Annotated in this window: 27 protein-coding genes; 11 read left to right on the top strand and 16 right to left on the bottom strand. The window is 62.1% G+C overall.

Annotation, left to right across the window (positions count from 1 at the left end; all coding sequences use genetic code 11):
• Positions 1 to 16: 16 nt before the first annotated feature.
• Both P0Y65_03110 and P0Y65_03105 read left to right on the top strand, forming a co-directional pair.
• The gene (locus P0Y65_03110) at positions 17 to 508 is read left to right on the top strand and encodes a DMT family transporter (GenBank protein WEK05265.1); all 492 of its coding nucleotides are present in this window, start codon (positions 17 to 19) and stop codon (positions 506 to 508) included.
• Positions 505 to 924, top strand: a complete 420-nt coding sequence (locus P0Y65_03105) for a DMT family transporter (GenBank protein ID WEK05264.1) — start codon at positions 505 to 507, stop codon at positions 922 to 924. Before P0Y65_03110 ends, P0Y65_03105 begins: the two co-directional genes overlap by 4 nt.
• 6 nt (positions 925 to 930) lie before the next feature.
• Here P0Y65_03105 and P0Y65_03100 read toward each other — a convergent pair whose 3' ends face one another.
• From P0Y65_03100 to P0Y65_03085, 4 genes are all read right to left on the bottom strand, one after another.
• Positions 931 to 1,323, bottom strand: a complete 393-nt coding sequence (locus tag P0Y65_03100; protein WEK05263.1) for a type II toxin-antitoxin system VapC family toxin — start codon at positions 1,321 to 1,323, stop codon at positions 931 to 933.
• Positions 1,323 to 1,559, bottom strand: a complete 237-nt coding sequence (locus P0Y65_03095) for a type II toxin-antitoxin system VapB family antitoxin (protein WEK05262.1) — start codon at positions 1,557 to 1,559, stop codon at positions 1,323 to 1,325. Before P0Y65_03095 ends, P0Y65_03100 begins: the two co-directional genes overlap by 1 nt.
• Positions 1,560 to 1,686: 127 nt before the next feature.
• The gene (locus tag P0Y65_03090) at positions 1,687 to 3,126 is read right to left on the bottom strand and encodes an aldehyde dehydrogenase family protein (GenBank protein WEK05261.1); all 1,440 of its coding nucleotides are present in this window, start codon (positions 3,124 to 3,126) and stop codon (positions 1,687 to 1,689) included.
• 27 nt (positions 3,127 to 3,153) lie between these two features.
• A complete protein-coding gene (locus P0Y65_03085) occupies positions 3,154 to 4,305 on the bottom strand; it encodes a fumarylacetoacetate hydrolase family protein (GenBank protein WEK05260.1) in 1,152 nt (383 codons plus the stop codon).
• Positions 4,306 to 4,699: 394 nt separating this feature from the next.
• Between P0Y65_03085 and P0Y65_03080 the strand changes: the two genes are divergently transcribed.
• A complete protein-coding gene (locus P0Y65_03080; protein WEK05259.1) occupies positions 4,700 to 5,422 on the top strand; it encodes an SIMPL domain-containing protein in 723 nt (240 codons plus the stop codon).
• Positions 5,423 to 5,546: 124 nt separating this feature from the next.
• On the opposite strand, the gene P0Y65_03075 is transcribed toward P0Y65_03080, so the two are convergent.
• On the bottom strand, positions 5,547 to 6,377 hold the full coding sequence (locus P0Y65_03075) for a sulfite exporter TauE/SafE family protein (GenBank protein WEK05258.1): 831 nt from the start codon (positions 6,375 to 6,377) through the stop codon (positions 5,547 to 5,549).
• The gene (locus tag P0Y65_03070) at positions 6,377 to 6,799 is read right to left on the bottom strand and encodes a secondary thiamine-phosphate synthase enzyme YjbQ (GenBank protein WEK05257.1); all 423 of its coding nucleotides are present in this window, start codon (positions 6,797 to 6,799) and stop codon (positions 6,377 to 6,379) included. The genes P0Y65_03075 and P0Y65_03070 overlap by 1 nt, the downstream gene beginning before the upstream one ends.
• Before the next feature lie 257 nt (positions 6,800 to 7,056).
• On the opposite strand from P0Y65_03070, the gene P0Y65_03065 reads away from it, so the two are divergent.
• The 5 genes from P0Y65_03065 (at position 7,057) to P0Y65_03045 (ending at position 12,494) form a co-directional block, all read left to right on the top strand.
• The gene (locus P0Y65_03065) at positions 7,057 to 9,279 is read left to right on the top strand and encodes an OmpA family protein (protein ID WEK05256.1); all 2,223 of its coding nucleotides are present in this window, start codon (positions 7,057 to 7,059) and stop codon (positions 9,277 to 9,279) included.
• A 128-nt stretch (positions 9,280 to 9,407) separates the two neighbouring features.
• Positions 9,408 to 9,923, top strand: a complete 516-nt coding sequence (locus P0Y65_03060) for a TIGR00645 family protein (protein ID WEK05255.1) — start codon at positions 9,408 to 9,410, stop codon at positions 9,921 to 9,923.
• Between the two features lie 184 nt (positions 9,924 to 10,107).
• On the top strand, positions 10,108 to 10,500 hold the full coding sequence (locus P0Y65_03055; GenBank protein ID WEK05254.1) for a hypothetical protein: 393 nt from the start codon (positions 10,108 to 10,110) through the stop codon (positions 10,498 to 10,500).
• A gap of 163 nt (positions 10,501 to 10,663) precedes the next feature.
• On the top strand, positions 10,664 to 11,350 hold the full coding sequence (locus P0Y65_03050) for a tellurite resistance TerB family protein (protein WEK05253.1): 687 nt from the start codon (positions 10,664 to 10,666) through the stop codon (positions 11,348 to 11,350).
• Between the two features lie 103 nt (positions 11,351 to 11,453).
• Entirely contained in the window at positions 11,454 to 12,494 is a 1,041-nt protein-coding gene (locus tag P0Y65_03045) for an LLM class flavin-dependent oxidoreductase (protein WEK05252.1), read from the top strand.
• Between the two features lie 39 nt (positions 12,495 to 12,533).
• On the opposite strand, the gene queF is transcribed toward P0Y65_03045, so the two are convergent.
• The 9 genes from queF to dnaG all read right to left on the bottom strand — a co-directional run bounded on the left by queF (position 12,534) and on the right by dnaG (position 18,822).
• Positions 12,534 to 12,986 (bottom strand): preQ(1) synthase, encoded by a 453-nt coding sequence (gene queF / locus P0Y65_03040; protein ID WEK05251.1) that lies wholly within the window; start codon positions 12,984 to 12,986, stop codon positions 12,534 to 12,536.
• A 4-nt stretch (positions 12,987 to 12,990) separates the two neighbouring features.
• Positions 12,991 to 13,212 (bottom strand): hypothetical protein, encoded by a 222-nt coding sequence (locus P0Y65_03035; GenBank protein WEK05250.1) that lies wholly within the window; start codon positions 13,210 to 13,212, stop codon positions 12,991 to 12,993.
• A gap of 83 nt (positions 13,213 to 13,295) precedes the next feature.
• The gene (locus tag P0Y65_03030; GenBank protein WEK05249.1) at positions 13,296 to 13,586 is read right to left on the bottom strand and encodes an HlyU family transcriptional regulator; all 291 of its coding nucleotides are present in this window, start codon (positions 13,584 to 13,586) and stop codon (positions 13,296 to 13,298) included.
• A gap of 13 nt (positions 13,587 to 13,599) precedes the next feature.
• Complete coding sequence (locus P0Y65_03025; protein ID WEK05248.1) at positions 13,600 to 13,905, bottom strand: DUF2442 domain-containing protein; 306 nt, start codon at positions 13,903 to 13,905, stop codon at positions 13,600 to 13,602.
• Positions 13,906 to 14,064, bottom strand: coding sequence for a type II toxin-antitoxin system HicB family antitoxin (locus P0Y65_03020; GenBank protein ID WEK05247.1), 159 nt, complete (start codon positions 14,062 to 14,064; stop codon positions 13,906 to 13,908). It abuts the gene before it with no gap.
• A gap of 4 nt (positions 14,065 to 14,068) precedes the next feature.
• Positions 14,069 to 14,353 (bottom strand): DUF2442 domain-containing protein, encoded by a 285-nt coding sequence (locus P0Y65_03015; GenBank protein WEK05246.1) that lies wholly within the window; start codon positions 14,351 to 14,353, stop codon positions 14,069 to 14,071.
• A complete protein-coding gene (locus tag P0Y65_03010) occupies positions 14,346 to 14,615 on the bottom strand; it encodes a DUF4160 domain-containing protein (GenBank protein ID WEK05245.1) in 270 nt (89 codons plus the stop codon). The genes P0Y65_03015 and P0Y65_03010 overlap by 8 nt, the downstream gene beginning before the upstream one ends.
• Before the next feature lie 14 nt (positions 14,616 to 14,629).
• Positions 14,630 to 16,699 carry an RNA polymerase sigma factor RpoD gene (gene rpoD, locus P0Y65_03005; GenBank protein ID WEK05244.1) on the bottom strand — a complete coding sequence of 690 codons (2,070 nt, stop codon included), beginning with the start codon at positions 16,697 to 16,699 and terminating at the stop codon, positions 14,630 to 14,632.
• Positions 16,700 to 16,887: 188 nt separating this feature from the next.
• A complete protein-coding gene (gene dnaG / locus P0Y65_03000) occupies positions 16,888 to 18,822 on the bottom strand; it encodes a DNA primase (GenBank protein WEK05243.1) in 1,935 nt (644 codons plus the stop codon).
• A gap of 101 nt (positions 18,823 to 18,923) precedes the next feature.
• Between dnaG and P0Y65_02995 the strand changes: the two genes are divergently transcribed.
• Positions 18,924 to 19,322: a hypothetical protein gene (locus P0Y65_02995; GenBank protein ID WEK05242.1), complete on the top strand. Its 399-nt coding sequence runs from the start codon at positions 18,924 to 18,926 to the stop codon at positions 19,320 to 19,322.
• A gap of 34 nt (positions 19,323 to 19,356) precedes the next feature.
• A complete protein-coding gene (locus P0Y65_02990) occupies positions 19,357 to 20,250 on the top strand; it encodes a YihY/virulence factor BrkB family protein (GenBank protein WEK05241.1) in 894 nt (297 codons plus the stop codon).
• On the opposite strand, the gene P0Y65_02985 is transcribed toward P0Y65_02990, so the two are convergent.
• On the bottom strand, positions 20,232 to 20,792 hold the full coding sequence (locus tag P0Y65_02985) for a DUF308 domain-containing protein (GenBank protein ID WEK05240.1): 561 nt from the start codon (positions 20,790 to 20,792) through the stop codon (positions 20,232 to 20,234). The genes P0Y65_02990 and P0Y65_02985 overlap by 19 nt on opposite strands.
• A gap of 180 nt (positions 20,793 to 20,972) precedes the next feature.
• On the opposite strand from P0Y65_02985, the gene P0Y65_02980 reads away from it, so the two are divergent.
• Positions 20,973 to 22,157 (top strand): MFS transporter, encoded by a 1,185-nt coding sequence (locus P0Y65_02980; protein WEK05239.1) that lies wholly within the window; start codon positions 20,973 to 20,975, stop codon positions 22,155 to 22,157.
• The last annotated feature ends 16 nt before the right edge of the window (positions 22,158 to 22,173 follow it).

Genomic DNA, 22,173 nt, shown 5'->3' with positions numbered 1-22,173 from the left:
ATTCGAGTGGTTCCGCATGTCCGGTCCTGATGCCCATCGCCCCAATCCGCTGCATCTGCTCGCCGCCTTCGCCAGCGGTAGCCTGCTGACCATGATGGTCTTCCTCAATGGCGAGGCTGGCCGTCATGGCGGGTCGCTGTTCGCCTCCTGGCTCGCCCATGGTACTGGCACCGTTGCCGCCATCCTGCTGCTCGCCCTGCTCTGGCCCCGCCTCAAGACGAGCAATGCGCCGGTCGTCGGCAAGGCACCCCTCTGGGCCTATTTCGGTGGCCTCTCGGGCGCTGCGACCGTCATGTTGACCTCGACCACGGTCAACACACCCCTCGCGCTGGGCGGCACGCTGGCGCTGGGCCTTGCCGGCCAGGTCGTCTTCGGCCTTGCCGCCGATCAATGGGGCCTCTTCGGCCTGCCAAAACGCCGGCTCGGCCTGCGCGATGCGGGCGCTGTCGCGCTGATCGCCGCCGGTAGCCTGCTGATCATCCTCTTTGGCCTCGGCGGTGTCGCATGACGCTCTTCATCGCCTATGCCATCGCCGCCGGCATTCTCGTCGGCCTCAGCCGCCAGCTCAACGGCCGCCTCGCCCTTTCCACCAGCCCGCTGATCGCCTCCTTCTTCAACCACGCCGTGGGCTTCGTCTTCCTCACCGGTCTCGGGTTGATCCTGGGCAATCTCTTCCTGCCCGGCGCCGCCAATACGCCCTGGTGGGCCTGGCTCGGCGGCCCGGTCGGCGTTATTTTCGTCGCCTCCGGATCCTGGCTCATCGCCCGCATCGGCGCCATCAACACGGCCATGCTGGTCATCGGCGGCCAGATGGTCTCCGGCGTCGCCCTCGACCTCTTCCGCGGCGCGCCCCTTACCCTCTGGGCCTGCGCCCTGGGTGTGGTCCTGATCCTCGCGGGAATGGCCCTGACGCAGAAGCGCTGAACTGGTTCAAACCATGTCGGTCGCAGCGAAATCATTGCCCTTGTAGAGCAGTTTCAGCCCCCGATTGCGGGCACAGGCATAGGCCATGCAGTCAGCCATATTGAGCTGGGCCGGATGACGACGCCCCTTGCCATAGCGGCCGAAGGCTTCGATCGCGACGGAGCCGTCCTGTTCAAGGATAGGCAACTGCACAATGCGGGCAACCGCAAGAAGACTGAGAACCTCTTCCTCCGTTCGCGCTGGTTCGGCTTGGTGTATCGAAGATAGCCGCATGGTCGTCTCGAGAACCACGAGTGGACTGGTCACGCCGCCGCCAGCCGCTTCCAATTGCCGAAGGAAATGGTCTCTGTCAGGCTCCTCAGCAAGAATGGCGATAAGAACCGATGAGTCAACGAACACTAGTCGTGACCCCACATCTGATCCCTCTCTTCTTTGGTCCAGTCGCGCCCTCCTGGCTTGCCGGCAGCCTTTAAAGCCGCGGAGATTCGATGCGCGGCCTCCGTGAGCGTCTCAGGCCTCTTCTCCAACTGTGCCTCAAGCGCGCTGACGACCGCTTCATCGACCGACACGCCGGTCTTCTCGGCCAGCTTTTGCGCCAGTTCCAGCGCTCTCGGATCACGGACATGCAGGTTCATCGCAAGACCTCCATCGCTCCTGAAGAATACTCGTTCAGGCTTCAGAAATCCAGAGAATGCAGGCGTTACAAAGGAAAGGCCCCCGGATCGCTCCGGGGGCCTCGCAATTTGTTGGACCAGCAGGTCTTTAGCCAGCAGCCGTATAAGCCGTCTTCACCACCGTGAAGAATTCCGCTGCATACTTGCCCTGCTCGCGCGGGCCGTAGGACGAGCCCTTGCGGCCGCCGAAGGGAACGTGGAAGTCGACGCCGGCGGTCGGAACGTTGACCATGACCATGCCCGCTTCCGCGTTGCGCTTGAAGTGGGTAGCGTATTTCAGCGAGGTGGTGACGATGCCGGCCGAGAGACCGAATTCGGTGTCATTGGCCGTGGCGAGCGCTTCTTCATAGTCCTTGACGCGGATGACCGAAGCCACGGGGCCAAAGATCTCTTCGCGCGAAATGCGCATCTCATTGGTCGCTTCGGTGAACAGCGTCGGCTGCAGGAAATATCCTTCCGTGCCAGCCTTGACGCGTTCGCCGCCGGCCACCAGCTTGGCGCCTTCGGACTTGCCGATCTCGATATAGTCGGTGTCCTGCTTGAGCTGGCTCGGATCGACCACCGGGCCGATTTCCGTATTCTTGTCCAGGGCATCGCCGACGCGCAGGTTACGCGTCCGCTCGGCCAGGGCCTCGACGAAAGCGTCGTGGATGCCTGCGGTGACGATAACGCGCGAAGACGCCGTGCAGCGCTGGCCGGTCGAGAAGAAGGCAGACTGGGCAACCGATTCAACGGCGACCTTGAGGTCGGCGTCGTCGAGCACGATGGTGGGGTTCTTGCCGCCCATTTCGAGCTGGAACTTGCGGCCGACTTCGATCGAGGCGGCAGCGACGCGCTTGCCGGTGCCCACCGAGCCGGTGAAGGAAACGGCATTGACGTCCTTGCTGTCGAGCATGGTCTGGCCGACGACCGAACCCTTGCCCATGACGAGGTTCAGCACGCCCTTGGGCAGGCCGGCACGGACGAGAATGTCGACGATCGCCCAGGTCGAGCCGGGGACCAGGTCAGCCGGCTTGATCACGACCGTATTGCCATAGGCCAGGGCCGGGGCGATCTTCCAGGTCGGGATGGCGATCGGGAAGTTCCACGGCGTGATGATGCCGATGACGCCGATCGGCTCACGGGTGATTTCGACGCCGACGCCGGGACGCACCGACGGCAGCACTTCGCCAGCTAGGCGCAGCACTTCACCAGCGAAAAAGTCGAAAATCTGCGCGGCGCGGGTCACTTCGCCAATGCCCTCGGGAAGCGTCTTGCCCTCTTCGCGGCTCAGCAGCTCGCCCAGCTCGGCCTTGCGGGCGAGGATTTCCTGGCTGGCCTTGGAGAGAATGGCATGGCGCTCGAGAATGCCCGAACGCGACCAGGCCGGGAAAGCCGCCTTGGCCGCGGCAATGGCCTGCTTGGTTTCTTCGGCGGTGGCGCGGGCGTAGACGCCCACTACTTCGGCGGTATTGGACGGGTTGATATTTTCCACGCCGTCCGAGCCGACCCATTCCCCGTTGATGAGGTTTTTGTGCAGTTCTGCCATTTTAGTGCCTTTCAGAAGGGGAGATAGTTAGAGCAAATCGGCCTTGGCCAGGTCACGCAGCAGGCTGCTGGCGCCATAGGTCCAGGGCGGACATTTGGTGGAGAGGTTCACCCTGTTAGATAGGGTGCCCAGATCAGATGTCGATATCGCGACCACATCGCCCAGCTTGTGGGTAAAGCCTTTGCCTTCGCCGTCGCGGTCCTTGACCGGGGCAAACATTGTGCCGAGGTAAAGCACCAGCCCGTCGGGATATTGGTGATGGCTGCCGATGGTCGCAGCCACCAGTGATTCTGGCGTGCGCGAAATCTGGCTCATCGAGGAATGACCATCGAGCACGAAGCCATCCTCGCCCTCGACGCGCAGCGACAGTTCGGATTGCTTGACCGTGTCGAGCGTAAAGCTGCCATCGAACAGGCGGATGAACGGCCCGAGCGATGCCGAAGCATTGTTGTCCTTGGCCTTGCCCAGCAACAGCGCCGAACGGCCTTCCACATCGCGCAGGTTGACATCATTGCCGAGCGTCGCGCCGATGATCTCCCCCTTTGAGGTCACCAGCAGCGCCACTTCTGGCTCGGGATTGTTCCAGCTCGACACAGGATGCAGCCCCACTTCGGCGCCATAGCCCACCGAGCTCATGGGCTGGCCCTTGGTGAAGATTTCCGCGTCCGGCCCGATGCCGACTTCGAGATACTGGCTCCACACGCCCTTCTCGATCAGCGCCGCCTTGACCTTCATAGCGCCATCCGAGCCCGGCACCAGCTGGCTGAGATCGGTGCCGATCAGCTCAAGGATTTCGCCGCGCAGCGCATCGGCCCGAGACTTGTCGCCCCGTGCCTGCTCTTCGATAACGCGTTCGAGCAGGGAAACGACGAAGGTCACCCCCGACGCCTTGATGGCCTGCAGGTCGATCGGCGACAGTAGGCTTGGCAGCGCCAGGTCGATCTGCCCGGCGACGGAATTGGCAAGCATCGCATCGGCCGACCCGAGCTTGATGCCCTCCGCCGCGCGCACATGGTCCGCAGCCCTGCCGCTCTCGGCAATGTCGCGCACGGTGGCGAAGCTCTTGACCGTGATATCGTAGAGATCACCGTTGCGCACGGTCACCACGCGCGGATGGGCATGTCCCGGAACACGGGCCCGGCCAAGCAGAAGACCATCTGGATAATGCCTGTCGCCCATGCCGTCCCCCGCAAACCGTGTTCATGCTCGGAAATGTCCACACCCACGGTGTCACCCCGGCCTTGAGCCGGGGCCCATCTCGAGATCGCGCCGCATCCGCAAGGTCGATGTGATGAGCACAACAACCTGGCGGCAAGTCAACCATCTCAGGATGGGTCCCGGCTCAAGGCCGGGGTGACACCGAGTGTGCGGCAGCTCTGTAGCAAACATTCCGCAAAACTCAGTCTGTGAGTACCGCACGGGCAGCGGCCAACGCAACCCTCAAAAGTCATACTTTTGTCCGAGAGTTGAAGGTGAACCGATGTCCACAGCCCTGTTCAACTCCAGTTCAGCTACGCCCCATTACTGACGCAATAGACGGGGAAACAGGCCCCGCTGATTTAGGAGTTTCCAGATGCGTCGTTTCGCTGCCATCGTTCCCTTTGCCCTTCTCGCCAGCCTCTCGATGCCTGCCCTTGCCGGCAGCATCTCGATCGAAGGCCGCGGTGAAGTGACGGCCGCGCCCGATATGGCGCAGATCAATTCCGGCGTGACCACGCAGGGCGCTACCGCCCGCGAAGCGCTGGACGCCAATTCTACCGCCATGGCCGATCTGATTGCCGAGCTCAAGGCCTCGGGCATCGAAGCCCGCGACATCCAGACCTCCGGCTTCTCGGTCAATCCCAACTATGTCTATACCGATGAGCGCGACGAGAACGGCTATACCAAGCCGCCCAAGGTCGAAGGCTATCAGGTCAACAACACCGTGACCGTCACCGTGCGCCAGCTCGATACGCTGGGTGCCATTCTCGACAAGTCGGTCACCATCGGCGCGAATACCGTCAACGGCATTACCTTTGGCGTCAACGACCCGTCCGAGCTCTACAACGATGCCCGCAAGGCCGCTTTCGCCGACGCCCGCGCCAAAGCCGAGCTTTACGCCGAGGCTGCCGGTGGGCGTCTCGATGAGATCGAGCTGATTTCTGAAAGCCAGGGGTTTAATTCGCCCCAGCCCGTCGCCATGTACTCGATGCGCGCCGAAGCCCAGAGCGCTGACGTGCCGGTCGAAGGTGGCGAACTCACCTTCTCGATCAACGTCAACGTCAAGTGGGAACTCGAAACCACCGGCGCCAACTGATCACCGATAACCCTACGGGGCTTGGGCGGTGGGAACGATCGGATAAACCGTAGTCACCCGTTCCCGCCAACCCAGAACGAAAAGCCCTCGCGCAAGCGGGGGCTTTTCTCTTTTGACCCGCCACTCAGCCGAACAGCACTTTCCAGAGCATGTTGAGCCCGACCGCGACGAGGAAGGCGGCAAACACATATTTGAGCGTCTTCTGATCCATCCTGTGCGCCAGCGCCGCGCCGAGCGGCGCAAACACCGCGGCGAGCACCGCTACCAGCACCAGGGCCACAAGATTGATATAGCCCAGGCTCAGAGGCGGCAGGCCGGCAACGCCCCAACCTGAAATGATAAAGCCCAGCGTTCCCGAGACGGCGATCGCCACGCCAATGGCCGCCGACGTGCCTACGGCCGCATGCATGGTCGCGCCGAAGGCCACCAGCGTCGGCACGGTCAACGATCCGCCACCAATGCCCATCAGCGACGACAGATAGCCGACCACCGTCGCCGAGATGCGATGCGTCCAGGTCGAGCCATTGAGATGGCCCATCAGCTTGGTCTGGAAGCCGGAAACGATATTGGCGGCAATGACGAATGCCATCACGGCAAAGACAATGCGCAACACGTCGCCCGAGAAAAACCCGGCCATCAGCCCGCCAATGAACGTGCCCGCAACGATGAAGGGCGCCCAGAGCTTGAGCACCCGCATATCCAGCGCCCCGCGCTTGTAATGGGCCCGCGCACTCATCATGCCGGTGGGGATGATGATGGCCAGCGACGTACCGACGGCGACATGCTGCACCAGGTCGCTGTCATAGCCCATCAGCGACAGCGCCGTGCTGAGTGCCGGTACAATGATCGCCCCGCCACCAATGCCCAGCAGCCCCGCCGCAATGCCGGACAGCACGCCCGTCACCATCAGCCCCAGCACGAACGGCCAATAGCCGATCAGACTTCCCCAATCCATCAACGCTCTCCGATAACATGGAGCACCACTTCGCGCCGATGCGGCCGCCGGCGATGCTCGAATAGATAAATGCCCTGCCACGTCCCCAGCACGGGCTGCCCACTGGACACCGGAATGCCGATGGAGGTCTGGGTCAGCGACGCCTTGATATGGGCTGGCATGTCGTCCGGCCCCTCGGTGGTATGTACCAGCCAGTCTATGCCCTCAGGCACGAGGCGCCGATAAAAACCCATGAGGTCTGTCTGCACATCGTCGTCGGCATTTTCCTGGATCAGCAGGGAGCAGGACGTGTGACGCACATAGACCGTCAGTAGCCCGGTCATGATCCCGGAGCTTCGCAAGAAGTCGTCCAGCATGCTGGTGAACTCATAGAGCCCCTGCCCCTGGGTCGAAATCGTCCGCGTGTCGATGGCCTGATGCATGTGAGCGCCCTAGCATGATCGCCTCCGACCGGCCAGCGCAACAACCGGGCAAAGCGTCCACTCCGCCCCAATCGCGCCATTTTCCTGATCGCACCGTGCGTTAGCTTCTGCCGGGGAACCAAAGGGAATCCGGGGCGTTGCGGGATTGCGGGGAGATACTGTCAGCTTATCATCGATAAAGTTCTATTCAGTCTGCGTTCAGACTGGCACCGCGATGTTGAGCTCAAGTGTCCAACGACATTAAAGGAAGAAAAACAATGCGCCTCAGAAATTGGCTGCTCACCGGGTCGAGCCTAACGCTGCTCTCCATGTTCCCAGTTCAGGCCTCGATCGCCCAGGAAGCGCCAGCGCTACCACAGGCCTGTATCGATGCCGGCTTCACCACGCTCGAAGAATGCATTGCGGCGCAGCCCGCTGCTGGAGGCGAGGCCGCACCCGCTGCGCCTGCCCCCGCACCACCCCCCGAGGCAGCACCGGCTCCTGAGCCCGCGCCTGCGCCTGAAGCTGCACCCGTCGAACAGCCTGCCCCAGAAGCAGCCCCGGTTGAAGAGCCGGCTCCGGTTGTCGAAGAGCCCGCCCCCGTCGAAGAACCCGCCCCCGAGCCGCAGCCGGAGCCAGCGCCTGAACCGGTGCCCGAGCTCGCTTCTGAAGCAGTAGCACCGCCACCGGCTGAGGAAGCGCCTGCCCCAGTTGAAGAAGCTCCAGTCGAAGCCCAGGCGGCTCCCGCCCCCTTCGAGGCACCGGCCGAACAGCCGGCTCCTGAAGCTGCCCCAGAGGCCGCTCCTGCGCCTGAAGCCGCCCCGGCTCCGGGAGCTGAACAGCCCGCCCCGCCCGCCGAGCAGGCTCCTGCCCCGCAGGCCGATATCTCGGCGGCCCTGCAGGCCCAGATCGACGTCTATAACGGCGCCATCGCCGACATGATGTCGGGTGGCGACGCTGCCGCTGCGCAGGCCCAGATTGCCGCCGCACAGGCTGAAATCCAGGCGCTCTGCACCTCGGCCGGCTTTGCCGACACGGCAAGCTGCCTCGCCAACTATGGCCTGAGCCTGCCCCAGGTCCCGACCCTGCCTGGCGCGCCTGCGGCCCCTGTGGCTGACCCGGCGTCTCCCGTCGTTGTCGATCCCGCAGCCCCTGTTGCCGATCCGGCTGCACAGGCACCCGGCCCGTTTGATCAGGCCGCACCTGCTGCCGAAGTCCCGGTGGAAGTCATCGAGGAACTGCCCCCCGGCATCACCCAGGAGCAGATCGCCCCAGTCTTCGACAGTGCCAAGGATCTTGAACTGGCGCCGCTGCCAGTCGATGGCCAGGCTGCCCCTGCGCCGATTCCGGCCGACACAGCGGTTGAGCTGGTTGCTCCGCCCGAAAGCGATGCGGCCGCCCAGTCGTCCGAAATGTTCCGCGCCTTTGCTGCCGAAGCACCCGTTTCGGCTACCGCCGAACAGGGCCAGGAAATCACGGCGACCAACAACGAGACCGTGACGCAGACGGTGACGAACAATTACATCACCAACATCACCAACAATGTCACCAACTACAACGGCCCGACCCAGGTCAACAACGAGACCAATATCGGCCAGCAGAACAATGTTGCCATTGTCGAGCAGAACACGGTCCAGCCGGTCAGCACGGGTGACGTCATCACCCAGGTGATCCTGCAGGTCGGCACCCAGTTGATCGTCAATTCGATCGGCCAGGACACGGATCGTTTCTACAATCCGCAGCAGGACGAGATCTATTACGAGAACCTCAGCAATGGACGGACCCGTGAAGTGATCACCCGTCCGGACGGCAGTTCGATCGTCACCGTGCGCAATGCCAATGGCGATACTCTGCGCCGTTCGCGCTTCGACCCCTCGGGCCGCGAATATGTGCTGGCGACATTCGACGATCGCTATGACGACCAGCTGATCTACTGGGAAGATCCGGGCCGCGACCTGCCCCCGCTGCGCCTCAACATCCCGGTGCAGGACTATGTGCTCGACGCCTCCTATGCCGACGAGGACGAAGTGGGTTCGTTCTTCGCCCAGCCGCCGGTGGAACAGGTCGCCCGCATCTATTCGATCGACGAGGTCAAGCGCTCCTCCCGCGTCCGCGACAGCGTGCGCAAGCTTGAAGTCGGTGGCCTGACCTTCGATACCGGCGCTGCCACCATTGGCCGCGACCAGGTGGCCTCGCTCTCCAACGTCGCCAATGGCATGTTGCAGCTGCTGGCTACCAATCCGGGTGAAACCTTCCTGATCGAAGGCCATACCGATGCCGTGGGTTCGGATATTTCTAACCTCCGCCTGTCGGACCTGCGTGCCGCCACCGTCGCCCGCATCCTGACCGACTTCTACGGCGTGCCGCCGGAGAACCTGGCCACTCAGGGTTATGGCGAGCGCTACCTCAAGATCCGCACCGATGCGGCCGAACGCGAAAACCGTCGCGTCACCATCCGCCGCATCACGCCGCTGATCACCGTGGCCGGCAACAACGGCTAACCAACACCACATCTTGCGAAAGGCCGGGCACTGCCCGGCCTTTTTGCTTGTCTCCCATGCAGTTGCGCCATCTTGCCTGTCGCGTAAAACTTGCTATTGCCAGCGCTCGTGAGTTCTCGGAGCGTTCAATGAAGCGGGTTGAAATTTTTGTCGAAAGCATCATCCTGGCGTCGCGCTGGCTGCTGGTGGTCTTCTACATCGGCCTCGGCCTTGCCCTCGCCCTCTATGCCGTCAGCTTCGGCTTCAAGCTCTGGGACTTCGCCAGCCACCTGATCGGCATGGACGAGACCGAGACCATCCTCAAGATCCTCGCGCTGATCGACGCCGCGCTGATCGCCAGCCTTGTGGTCATGGTCATCATCTCCGGCTACGAGAATTTCGTCTCGCGCTTCGACAATGACGACGACGTGCACTGGCTCGGCCAGATCGACGCCGGCTCGCTCAAAATCAAGGTTGCTTCGACGATCGTCGCTATTTCTTCAATCCACCTGCTGCAGATCTTCCTCAACGTGCCGCGTTACACCGATCAGCACATCATGTGGTACACGATCCTGCACGTGACTTTCATCGCCTCGGCCCTATTCCTGGCGCTGATCGACAAGATTTCCAAGAAAAAGGGCGAAGAAAAATCGCCCGATCTGTAAAGTTTTTCACGCAAGACAGGCTGAAACGCTGGGGTTTTTGCTACTCGGACCTGTCACAATCACTTGAATCATAAGGATGAATTCGCCCCGCGCTATAGAGCGCGAGGCGTGATCACGTATTCGGGAACCAAAAACAAAAAGCCCGCGTTTCTTAGCCATACGGTGAAACATAAGGAGCGAAATCATGGCTATCCCTGAACGCGATACCGTTTATACCAACGACGGCAACCGCACTGTTTACACCCGCGAATCCAGCGGCACAGGCTGGTTTGTCGGTATCATCGTGGCCTTGGCCCTGCTTGCCATCGGTTACCTGGTCTTCTCGGCCAACTCTGGCCCCGCTACGTCGGTTGACGGCTCTGCCGCTCCTGCTGGCATCGAAGCCCCTGCTGACGCGATGACGGCGCCGGCGCCAATGACCGAAGCCCCGGCGGCTCCGGCTGAGGCAGCCCCGATGACCGAAGCCCCGGCAGTTGACGCTGCTCCGGCAACGGAAGCCCCCGCAGTCGAGGCTCCGGCTACTGAAGCCGCCCCTGCTGCTCCCGCTGCTGAACCGGCTGCCCCCGCCGCTCAGTAACGGAACTAACCTACCGGTATCGCCAGCCCTCCCTCTGGTGATGTCGTTGAAGACCCCGGCCGCCCCGCCGGGGTCTTTGCTTGTCTGCCAGCGGCATTGTGCCTCACGTCTTGCGCGCGCCTCCTTGCCTCCCCATGTCGTGATCATCATCACCGGAGCTCCCATGTTCAATATCGATCAGATCGTCAAAGCCCTCCAGACCGACAAGAACACCCAGCGCACCGCCATGACCGGCGCCGCTGGCATGGCCGCCGGCATGCTGCTGAGCGGCGGTGGCCTGGGCAAGCTCGCCGGCAATGCCGTCAAGGTCGGCGCCGTCGCCGCTGTCGGCGGCCTCGCCTACAATGCCTGGCAGAATTACCAGAAGAACCAGCAGCAGGGCGCAACCCCTGCCCCGACGCAGGACGCCTTCATCCCCGCCCCCTCCGACGAGCATGGCCAGGAAGAACTGGGCAAGACCCTGGTGCGCGCCATGATCGCCGCCGCCAAGGCCGATGGCCGTATCGACGCCGACGAAAAGGAGGCCATCTTTGCCAAGCTCGAAACCATGAGCCTGTCATCGGAGGAAAAGGCCTGGGTGTTCGACGAACTGTCGACGCCACTCGACATCAATGCCGTTGTTGCCCGCGCCGACACGCCCGAGCACGCCGCCGAAATCTACGCGGCCTCGCTGGTCGCTATCACGGCCGACACTGCATCGGAACGCGCCTATCTCGATGCCTTGGCCAGCAAGCTCAAGCTTGATCCGACCCTCGTCACCGAGATCCACAAGGCGGCAGGCGAAAAGGCTCCCGAGCCCGCTGCGACGCCCTCGCCCTTTGCCTACACGCCATCGGCCAACAACGTCTGATCCGATACACCGGCGCAGAGCCCAACTGCGCCGGTTACACTCGTGTGCGTTCTTGATCGCATGCGCCGCTCGCGCCATCTGTCAGCCAACAGGAGCTATACAGATGGAACTCGGCCTCTATTCTTTCGCTGAAAACACCCCCGATGCGCTGAACGGCGACCGGCTGCAGAGCCCGGCCGAGCGCCTCAAGGACCTGCTCGAAGAGATCGACCTGGCCGACCAGCTAGGCCTGAGCTTTTATGGCCTGGGCGAACACCACCGCCCGGACTATGTCGCTTCGGCTCCCGTGACCATTCTGGCCGCCGCCGCCGCCCGCACCAAGAACATCAAGCTCTCCACAGCCGTCACCGTCCTGAGCTCGGAAGACCCGATCCGCGTCTGGCAGCAGTTTGCCACGGTCGATCTGATCAGCAATGGTCGTGCCGAAATCATGGCCGGCCGCGGCTCCTTCATCGAGAGCTTTCCGCTGTTCGGCTATGATCTCGACGACTACGACACGCTGTTCGAAGAAAAGCTCGAACTGCTGCTGAAAATCCGCGAGGGCGGCAAAATCGCCTGGCCGGGCAGCGCCAATACCAAGCCCATTCCCGGCATCGAAATCTTTCCCAAACCGGTCCAGAACCCGCTGCCCGTCTGGATCGCCGTTGGCGGCACGCCCAATTCCGTTGCCCGCGCCGCCTATTATGGCCTGCCGCTGATGATCGCCATCATCGGTGGCCAGCCAAGCCAGTTTGCGCCCCTGGTCCAGTTCTATCGCGATACCGCTGAAAAGGTCGGCCGCGATCCCAAGGCCATGCCCGTCGGCATCAGCTCGCATGGCTTTATCGCCGACAACAGTCAGGACGCCCGCGACTTCGCCTTCCCGGCCCATAGCGCCGCCATGAGCCGCATCGGCAAGGAGCGCGGCTGGCCGCCGACAACCCGCGCCCAGTTCGACGCCGGCGCCACGCCGCAGGGCGCCTATTTCATGGGTTCGCCACAGGAAATCATCGACAAGATCCTGATGCAACACGAGTGGTTCAAGCATGACCGCTTCGGCCTGCAGCTCAGCGTCGGCACGCTGCCCCATGACAAGGTCATGCGCGCCATCGAGCTCTATGGCACCGTGGTCAAGCCAGCTGTCGACAAGGCGCTCAAGGGCTAAACGAAAAAGGCGCTGCTCTTGTCAAGCAGCGCCTTTGAACTAGCCGCGGCCGCGATAGGGCGGCACGCCTGGATCGGGCAGCCAGACACCTTCGGGTGGCGTCCCGGTCTGCCAGAACACATCGATCGGAATACCGCCGCGCGGATACCAATAGCCACCGATGCGCAGCCAGCGCGGCTTGGCGGTGGCGATGATCTTCTTGGCGATGTCGATGGTGCAGCCCTCGTGGAAGGCCCCGTGATTGCGGAACGACGTCAGGTAGAGCTTGAGCGACTTGGACTCGATCAGGAGCTGGTCGGGAATATAGTCGATCACCAGATGGGCAAAATCGGGCTGGCCAGTCACCGGGCAAAGCGAGGTGAACTCGGGCGCCACATAGCGCGCGACATAGTCGATATCGGGATGCGGATTGGGCACAGGATCGAGCACGGCGTCTTCCGGCCGCTCCGGCGCACCGACGGCCTTGCCGAGCTGCAGATGCATCGTCTCCATCAGACTACTTGCCCGAACGCTTGATCGACTTGATGGCCAGGGGCGGCAGGCCGGACTTTTCCGAAATGGCGCGGTCCTGCTCTTCGATGGCGGCCTTGGCCGGCTCGTCGCCATCGAGGCCACCCAGCAGGTTGCTGTCGACCTTGCGGTTGGAGCGCTGGCTGCCGTCTTCATAGACGACGTCGAACATTACGAATTCACTGCGTGCAGTTGGCTTCTTGGCCATGGGAAATCTCCTGTGCGGCAGGTCTGCCTCGCTGGACGGATCGTCCGCGAGTGGAGGCACTGCCTGAATTGATTGAGTGGGGCTTAGCGGAAGATGCCTTCGCCCTGTTCGTCGATGATCTGCTTACCCTTGGAAATGGCCAGCGCGATCAGGTCGTCGCGCGAGCTCATGCGATCGGCGCGCACAAAGCGATAGGTCTTGAGTTCACCGGCGACATCCTTCTCGATGGTGCCGGCCAATTGCAGCTCGCTGCCGGCCTTCATCTCGATGGCCTTGATCAGAAAGCCCTTGTAGCCCTCTTCGCCCAGAACCTTGTCGCCGGCCGGTTCTGCGCTCGATGCACCACCGCCAAACAATTTCTTGAAAAACGACACGGCTCGTCTCCTGTTATTGTCGCGACCCGCGCAGGTGGCGGACCGGTGTCGGCAAAACGAGTTCGCCGCGTTTTTCCATTTCCTCGCGCAGCCAGTCTGGCGAGAGGTCGAAGTGATTGGGCCAGGTCGGTACGCCATTACGCAGCTCGACCGATCCGAAGAACCGCCGCTCCCGCAGTGGCTCGGTCCCCTCGCCCCGCTCACCGATCATCTGCGCGGCATCGAATGTGCCATGCGAGCCGTCGGAGAATGTGACAAGCAGCTTGAACGGGATGACATGGCGGATCGTCGAAACTTTGAGGCGGTCAGGTTTATCCATCTATTTCGTATCTACCGCCAACCAGCCGGCAATTGCCTCTTCAATGTTTTCATCAAGCTCGTCGAGTGTCTCTGCTTGAGTCACACACCCCGGCAAGCTCGGAATTTCAGCCCAATAGCCACCTTCTTCTGCGTGGTGGACGATGATTTTGCCTCTCATCGCGCTATTCCGCAGCCTCGGTTTTGATCAGCAGCCCCTCTTGCATCATCTTCAGATGCAGATTGGTCGCATCAATCTCATATCCATTGGGCCAAGCCGGCACGTCGTCATTGACATAGACGCCGTTGAACACGGCTGCGTCGCGAAGTTGCGCGGCCATTGGACCGCCTTCCGCAATAAGCGGCCGAAAATCCCTGACCCCCTCGTGTCCATTCGAGAAGCGTACCCAGAGATGAAAATCGGGCAGCGCCTTGACGGCAACGACGTCGACATACTCGATATCAGTCATCTTCGTCCGCTCCACGAATGGGCCAAAGAGCAGTGTCTTGTTCGGCCCGAGCCCAATTGGCCATCAACTCGGCTCGATGACGCTCCGTCCACTTTGCGATCAGGCGCCTAGCATCTGCTGGAAGCCTACCATGCGTAAGCAATCCCGTCTCGATCGAGACAACCGCACGCTGGTCCTTGTAGCGGACGTGATAGTGCGGCGGCGGATGATCATCCCAATACATTGTGATGATCATGCCGAAGAATATTGAAATCGTCGGCATGATCTGAGGCTTTCCTAATTGTCCAGGAAGCTCCGCAGCTTGCGGCTCCGGCTTGGATGCTTGAGCTTGCGCAACGCTTTGGCTTCGATCTGGCGGATACGTTCGCGGGTCACCGAGAACTGCTGGCCGACTTCTTCGAGCGTATGATCGGTGTTCATGCCGATGCCGAAGCGCATGCGCAACACGCGTTCCTCACGCGGCGTCAGCGACGCCAGCACGCGGGTGGTGGTTTCGCGCAGGTTGGACTGGATCGCCGCATCGATCGGCTGGATCGCATTCACGTCCTGGATGAAATCGCCCAGGTTCGAATCTTCTTCGTCACCGATCGGCGTTTCGAGCGAGATCGGTTCCTTGGCGATCTTGAGGACCTTGCGGACCTTGTCCAGAGGCATCTGCAGCTTTTCGCTGAGCTCCTCGGGGGTCGGCTCACGGCCGATTTCATGCAGCATCTGGCGCGAAGTGCGGACGATCTTGTTGATCGTCTCGATCATATGCACCGGAATACGGATGGTGCGCGCCTGATCGGCGATCGAGCGGGTAATCGCCTGGCGGATCCACCAGGTGGCATAGGTGGAGAACTTGTAGCCACGGCGATATTCGAACTTATCGACGGCCTTCATCAGGCCGATATTGCCTTCCTGGATCAGATCGAGGAACTGCAACCCGCGGTTGGTGTACTTCTTGGCAATGGAGATCACGAGACGAAGGTTGGCTTCCACCATTTCCTTCTTGGCGATCGCGGCTTCCCGCTCGCCCTTTTGCACCTTGTGCACGATGCGGCGATATTCACCGATATTGAGGCCGGCTTCGGTCGCAAGCGTTGCCACATCGCCGCGGATCTCGCGCACAGTGTCGGCTTCGCGCTTGGCGAACTCGCCCCAGCCCTTGCCCTCGAAACCTTCGAGCGAAGCTTCCCAGGTCGGATCGACCTCGCGGCCATAGTAGTTCTCGAGGAACTTCTCGCGCTTGACGCCGTAGCTTTCGGCTAGGCGCAGCAGGCGTCCTTCGAGCTTCACCAGACGCTTGTTGATGTCGTAGAGCTGCTCGACCAGGTTTTCGATACGGCCGGCATTGAGCGACAGCGACTTGACGTCGGCAATCACTTCGACGCGGAAGCCTTCGATCTTCTTGCGGTCGGCATCGGAAACGGCGGCGCTGCGATCTTCGGCGTGACGATCCTGGATTTCGCGCATCTGCCCATAGGCATTGGCGATGCGATCGAAAGTCTCCACGACCTGCGGCTTGAGCTCGGCTTCCATGGCCGAGAGCGACAGGGCGTTTTCGTATTCGTCATCGTCCTCGTCGGGCGCCGGATCCTGTGGGGCTTGCGGTTCTTCGGGGACGTAGTCGTCGTCGCTGTCGCCCGACGAAGCGCGCTTGGGCGCGGGAGCGGCCTTGGGCTTTTCGGCAACGGCTTCCGGTTTGGGCGCCTGATAGGCCGCCGACATGTCGGGCGCTGCCTGCTTGGCATCAGGACCGGCATAAGTGGCTTCAAGGTCGATGATGTCGCGCAGCAGAATTTCACCCTGGGCGAGCTGGTCGCGCCAGATGATGATGGCCTGGAAGGTCAGCGGGCTCTCGCACAGGCCTTCGATCATGGTCTCGCGACCGGCCTCGATGCGCTTGGCGATGGCGATTTCGCCTTCGCGGCTGAGTAGTTCGACCGAGCCCATCTCGCGCAGATACATGCGCACCGGGTCATCGGTACGATCAGAGCCCGACTTGGTGTTGGAGGTCGAGGCGACGGCTGTGCCGGTGGAAGTGGCAACTTCCTGGCCTTGGTCTTCTTCGTCTTTTTCGACTTCGGTCTCTTCGACCTCGTCCTCATCGACGACATTGATGCCCATGTCCGAGAACATGGACATGAAATCCTCGATCTGCTCGGACGACACCTCGTCGGAGGGCATCACGGCATTGAGTTCTTCATAAGTCACATAGCCGCGCTTCTTGGCGACCTTGATAAGCTTTTTGACCGCGGCATCGGAAAGGTCGAGCAGCGGGGAATCATTCGTCGCCTCGGGGGCGCCGGCTTCCGGCTTCTCGTTTTCCTTGGTGGTCTTAGCTGCTGCTGCCTTGGTGGCCATCTGGTACTCCGTCGGATCCCGTGCGCCCGGGCCCGAATAAGGCTTTAAGTGGTGACACCTCAAGGCAAGGTAAAGGTTGTGTCACTCAAGCGTTAACGCGTGAGCAGCTACGTGGTTCGCCTCGGCCAGGTTTCGCATATCGCCATACGCAAAATCGCGCGTACTCGCCGGTTTTTCGGAGCTGCCTCCTAAAAACTGCGTGTCGCGCGTCCCGATAACGAACCAAATCCTTCGATCAATGCCTCAGTGCCATCGACAGTGGTAATCTGGTTCTTGATGTCTCGCAGCCGTTCAAAGGTTTCTTCGCTCGGGTCTTCGCCCAGCGCCGCTTCGGCTGCCTTGAGTTCCTTATTTAGCTGAACTTTCTTGTTATGCAAGGCCAGCGCATGACTCAATCCGATCTCAGCATCCGAAAGCGCGATCTCGGAGGCCGTCTGCCACACCCCCTGGCGGGCCAGGACATCGGCCATCCGGTCCAGAGTCGGCCCATGCCCGCGCACGCCCAGCGCCGATTTGAGATCATCGGCGGCGATGTCATGGTGGCGAACGCAGAGGTTGAGGATCTCGCTCATCACCTTCTGGGCGATCGGCGTCTCGAAATCCACGGCCGCCAGAGTCTCGAACTTGTCTTCCACCAGCGTCGGATGATTGACGAGGCTGAGGATGATGGTGGCCTCGCGCGGCGTTGCATCGGCCACCGAACCCGGCTTGAGCAGGCGCGAATTGCGCAGCGTGTCCGAAACGACGAGGCGTGGCGTACCCCGCCCCGGATAGCCATAGGCGCCGCTCTGGCCATAGCGCTGCTGCCCGCCGCGCGGCTCGAAGCGGTTCTGCCGCACGGGCGCGAGGAAGGCGCGCAGCTTTTCATCGAAAGCCTGCGAATAGTGGAAGCGGACCGAACTGTCCTGAATACCATTGGCCCGCTCGCGCAGCCGCGCCTGCAAGGCAGCACGCGCCTCGGGCGTTTCCGGCACCAGCCCGCCGGTCTCCATGCTCCAGACCACATCGGAAAGGCTGCGCGCCCGGTCGAGCACATCGGCAAAGGCGCCACGGCCATGCGCCTTGATCAGGTCATCGGGGTCCTGCCCTTCCGGCAGGGTCGCAATGCGCACGGTAAAACCGGGTTTGAGATGCGGCATGACCATGTCGGCCGCGCGCTCGGCCGCCTTGAGGCCGGCCTTGTCGCCATCAAAGCAGAGGATCGGGTCAGGCGACATGCGCCAGAGCAGTTGCAGGTGTTCTTCCGTCATGGCCGTCCCGAGCGGCGCGACGGTGCCTTCGAAACCGGCGGCAACCGCTGCGATCACGTCGAGATAGCCTTCCACCACGACAACCGTGCTGCCATCGCGCGCCGCCTGCCGGGCTGTCTGGCCGTTATAGAGCGTCTGTCGCTTGTGAAAGAGCTCGGTCTCGGGCGAGTTGAGATATTTCGCTGGCACATCCGCCGACATGGCGCGCCCGCCAAAGGCAATCACCCGGCCGCGGAAATCCATGATGGGAAACATCACGCGGTTGCGGAACCGGTCATAGGTCAGCGCGTCGCCATCGCGGCTGGCGACCAGACCCGTATCGACCATGTCCTGCGCCGAAACGCCATTGGCCGCCAGATGCTCCTTGAGCCCATTGCGGCTATCCGGCGCAAAGCCGATGCGGAAGCGCGTCTGGCTTTGTGACGAAACACCACGCTCCAATAGATAGCCGCGCGCCCGCGCCCCGATATTGTGCTGCAGCGCTGCCTCGAAATATTTCGTTGCCAACTCCATGACATCGGTCAGGCTCTTGCGCTCGGCCTCGCGCTTCTCCTGCCGCTCATCGCGCGCCGGCATGGGCACGCCGGCCATATTGGCCAGCTTCTCAACCGCTTCGGGAAAACTCATCCCGGCCTTTTCTGTCAGAAAACGAAAATGGTCCCCCGACACGCCGCAGCCGAAGCAATGATAGATGCCGCGACGATCATCGGCATGAAAGCTCGGACTTTTCTCGCCGTGAAAGGGACAGCAGGCCCACATATCGCCCTTGGCCGGCTGGCTTTTCCGCTTGTCCCACATGACGTGCTCACCCACGACCTGCGTAATCGGCAGGCGTTGGCGAATTTCATCAAGGAACTGGTCGGAGAAGCGCATTGGTGTAAGTAAGCACTTGGCCACGCGGTGTCACTGAAACTTTCTTGTGACGAAACGCTCGCGTGGCATTCATGGCTATTTTTCGCCACAGCAGGTCCGCATTGCCCAAAAGCCAGAAATTCCCCCTGCCGCTCTTCACGCTGCTGACGGCGGGCCCTGCCCTGATCGTCGGCGCGGGCCTCTGGTATGTCGCGGGCCTGGCGCCAAGCTGCGACGTCAGCATCTCAGACCGGCAGACCGCGCCCGATGGACAGTTCGACCTCGTGGTCTTTTCCCGCGATTGTGGCACGACCACGGGCCCCAATACCCAGGCAGCACTGATCCCTGCTGGCGATGATCTGCCGGAAGATGCCGCAAGCTTTGTCTCCGTCGGTCAGACCGATGCGGCCCTTGATGCGCGATGGGATGGCTTTGGCAATATCGAGCTGACCCTGCCGCAGGGTGCCGAAATCTATCGGCAGGACGAAGCGGTCGCCGGTGTCACCGTGATCTACCGCTGATCGCAACTTCGTGTGCGCGCCGGCGTTGACCGGCATGACCGAGACTTTCGCAAATGCCACAACGACATCGCCGCCGAAAACCCACCGCCATCGCTGGCGCAAGGTAATCTGGCGCACTGTCCAGGCGATGACGCGCATGGACACATCCATGCGCTGCGCCGGTGTGGCCTATTTTGGCTTTCTGTCCCTGTTTCCTGCCGTCACCAGCGCCGTGCTGCTGCTTGGCCTGTTCGCCAAGCCGACCTTTCTCGCCGACATGGTGGATCGCCTAGATGGCATCGTGCCCGAGGTGGCGCGGCAGACGCTGGCCGATCAATTGGTCGCGCTCCTCGACCAGCCTCGTGCCGGCCTCGGCATCGGCCTCGCCATCTCGCTGCTAATTGCCGCCTGGAGCGCCTCGCGCGGCGTGGCAGCGCTGATGTATGCCACCTCTCGCACTCATGCCGAGCCCGACAAGCGCAACTTCCTTGCAGCGATTGCCATGTCGGTCTGGGTCACCTTCCTGGCCGGCATCGGCATGATCCTGGTGCTGACCCTGGTGGCCCTGATCCCGGCCTATTTCGCCGCCTTCCCATGGCTGGGTCATGGGCAGGCCCTGGTGCTGTGGCTGCGCTGGCCCATCCTGCTCGGTCTCGGCGTTCTGGGGCTGGCCGCCTTCTATCGCTTTGCTCCGGACCGCCGCTCGAAACGCGCCAAGTGGATCTGGCCCGGCGCCAGCATCGCCGTCTTGCTCTGGCTTTTGGTCTGCCTCGCCTTCTCTTTCTATGTCGAGCGGCTGGGCCAGTTCGAGGCGACCTTCGGCTCGCTGGCCACTGCCATCGTGCTGCTGCTCTGGATGTATAATTCGGCACTGATCGTCGTGCTGGGCGCCACAATCAACGCCGAACTCCAGCGCGAAACCGAAGCGCGTCAGGCTTTGCTGCGCTGATAAAGTCGCCAGGCCCAGCCAAACAGACCGAACGAGAAAAACACCAGCAGCACGCCACCGAAAACCACCCCGATCGACGCACTGAGCAGCGGGAAGAACAGGAAAACCAGCCCGAGCAGCACATAGGAAATGCCCGACAGCACCACCGGCCAGATGCGCACATAGTGCTCGCGCTCTCGCGTGATCACCACGATCTGCATGACGCCGACGACAAGCGCGGCAATACCGACCAGCGTCGCCATAAAGGTCACGGTGAGAATGGTTGCGAGCAGCGGGCTGAGCAGGATCAGCACGCCCAAGATCAGTGACAGCGCATTTGATACCACGTCGAACCAGTAATTGCCGCTTTTGCCACCACCAAAGGTCAGGCTCCATAGCCCCAGCGCACCATCGATCAGCAGCAGGATGCCGCCGGCCAGCACCAGGATGGTCAGTGCCTCGGTGGGCCAGATCACCGCATAAAGACCTGCCAGCAACATGAAGAGACCGCGAAGGGCCGTGGCCAGGGCAAACCGTCGTTTCGTTTCCGTCGACACTGTCATCTCGCTCTCCATGCGCGCCAGCTCGGCCGCTCCGATCAGACTAATCAGATCGCGGGCAGTGCCAAGCCTGATGTGACTTTAGTTTATCTAAAGTCGTGCCCGCCAATTATGCATTGCCAACATTGCCTCAACATGATGAGAGACCGCTTCAATCGAGGCCCGCCGCTGGCGGTTTATGTCATGTCGCTGCCGTTGTTTGCGTTGTTTCTCGCCGCCTTTGCCTTCGGCACGGCCGAATTTGTGATCGCTGGCGTGCTACCCGAAGTCGCCCTTGGCCTTGGCACCTCGATTCCCACAGCCGGCTACCTGATAAGCGGCTATGCCGTGGGCATCGCCATTGGCGGGCCGCTCTTGGCCGTCGCGACCAAAAGGCTCAGCAGAAAGGCGCTGATCGTGCTGCTTGGCACGGTCTTCACCCTCGGCCAGGCGCTCTGCGCCCTGGCGCCGACCTTCGAACTGCTGATGGCGGCGCGCGTATTGGTCTCGGTGGTGCATGGCACCTATTTCGGCATCGCCGCCATAGTGGCCGTCAATCTTGTGCCGGCAGACAAGAGCGGCTTCGCCGTCGCGCTGATTCTCTCCGGCCTGACCGTTTCCAATATTCTGGGCGTTCCGGCGGGAACCGCCATCGGCACAGCTATCGACTGGCGCGCCACCTTCTGGGCCGTCGGTGCGCTGGGCTTTGTCGCCACTCTCGCCGTCGCCTTCTGTCTGCCGACCAGCACCGCCAATGCCAGCACCAGCGGCGGCCTGCTTAGGGAATTCAAGGCGCTCGGCCGGCAGCAGGTCGCCACCTCGCTGCTCATCGCCATCCTGGCCATGATCGGCCAATACAGCCTCTTTACCTATATCGCGCCACTGCTGCGCGAGGTCAGCGGCTTCGACGCCGCCATCATCCCCTGGATTCTGCTGCTTTACGGTGTTGGATCGACCATCGGCGTCTTCATCGGCGGTCGGCTTGCCGACTGGAAGCTGATGCCATCGCTCATCGTCATCCTCACCACCCAGGTGGGCGCCTTTGCCCTGCTCTACGCCGTCAGCCCCTATCCCCTGGTCATGGCCGTCGTGGTGGTCATCTGGGGCGGCGTCAACTTCGCCTTCGGCTCGCCGGTCCAGTCGCGCGTACTCGCCTGGGCGGGCGATGCGCCCAATCTGGCCTCGGCGCTCATCCCCACCGGCTTTAATATCGGCATTGCCATCGGCGCCGTTCTGGGTGCCGGCATGCTCGACGCCGGCTGGGGATATCGCAGCCTCCCGCTGATCGGCACCGCAGCGCTCGCTCTGGCTGTATTGATCGCCATCTGGTCCTACTGGCAGGAACTGCGCAGCATCAAAATCCAGACCGTGCCAGCGGGCAATTGTTAAGTACTTGCATTTAATA

The organism is Candidatus Devosia phytovorans, assembly GCA_029202405.1.
Classification (GTDB): Bacteria; Pseudomonadota; Alphaproteobacteria; order Rhizobiales; family Devosiaceae; genus Devosia; species Devosia phytovorans.
The sequence above is the reverse complement of the archived record's forward strand: the minus strand, read 5'-3'. Positions and strand labels throughout refer to the sequence as shown.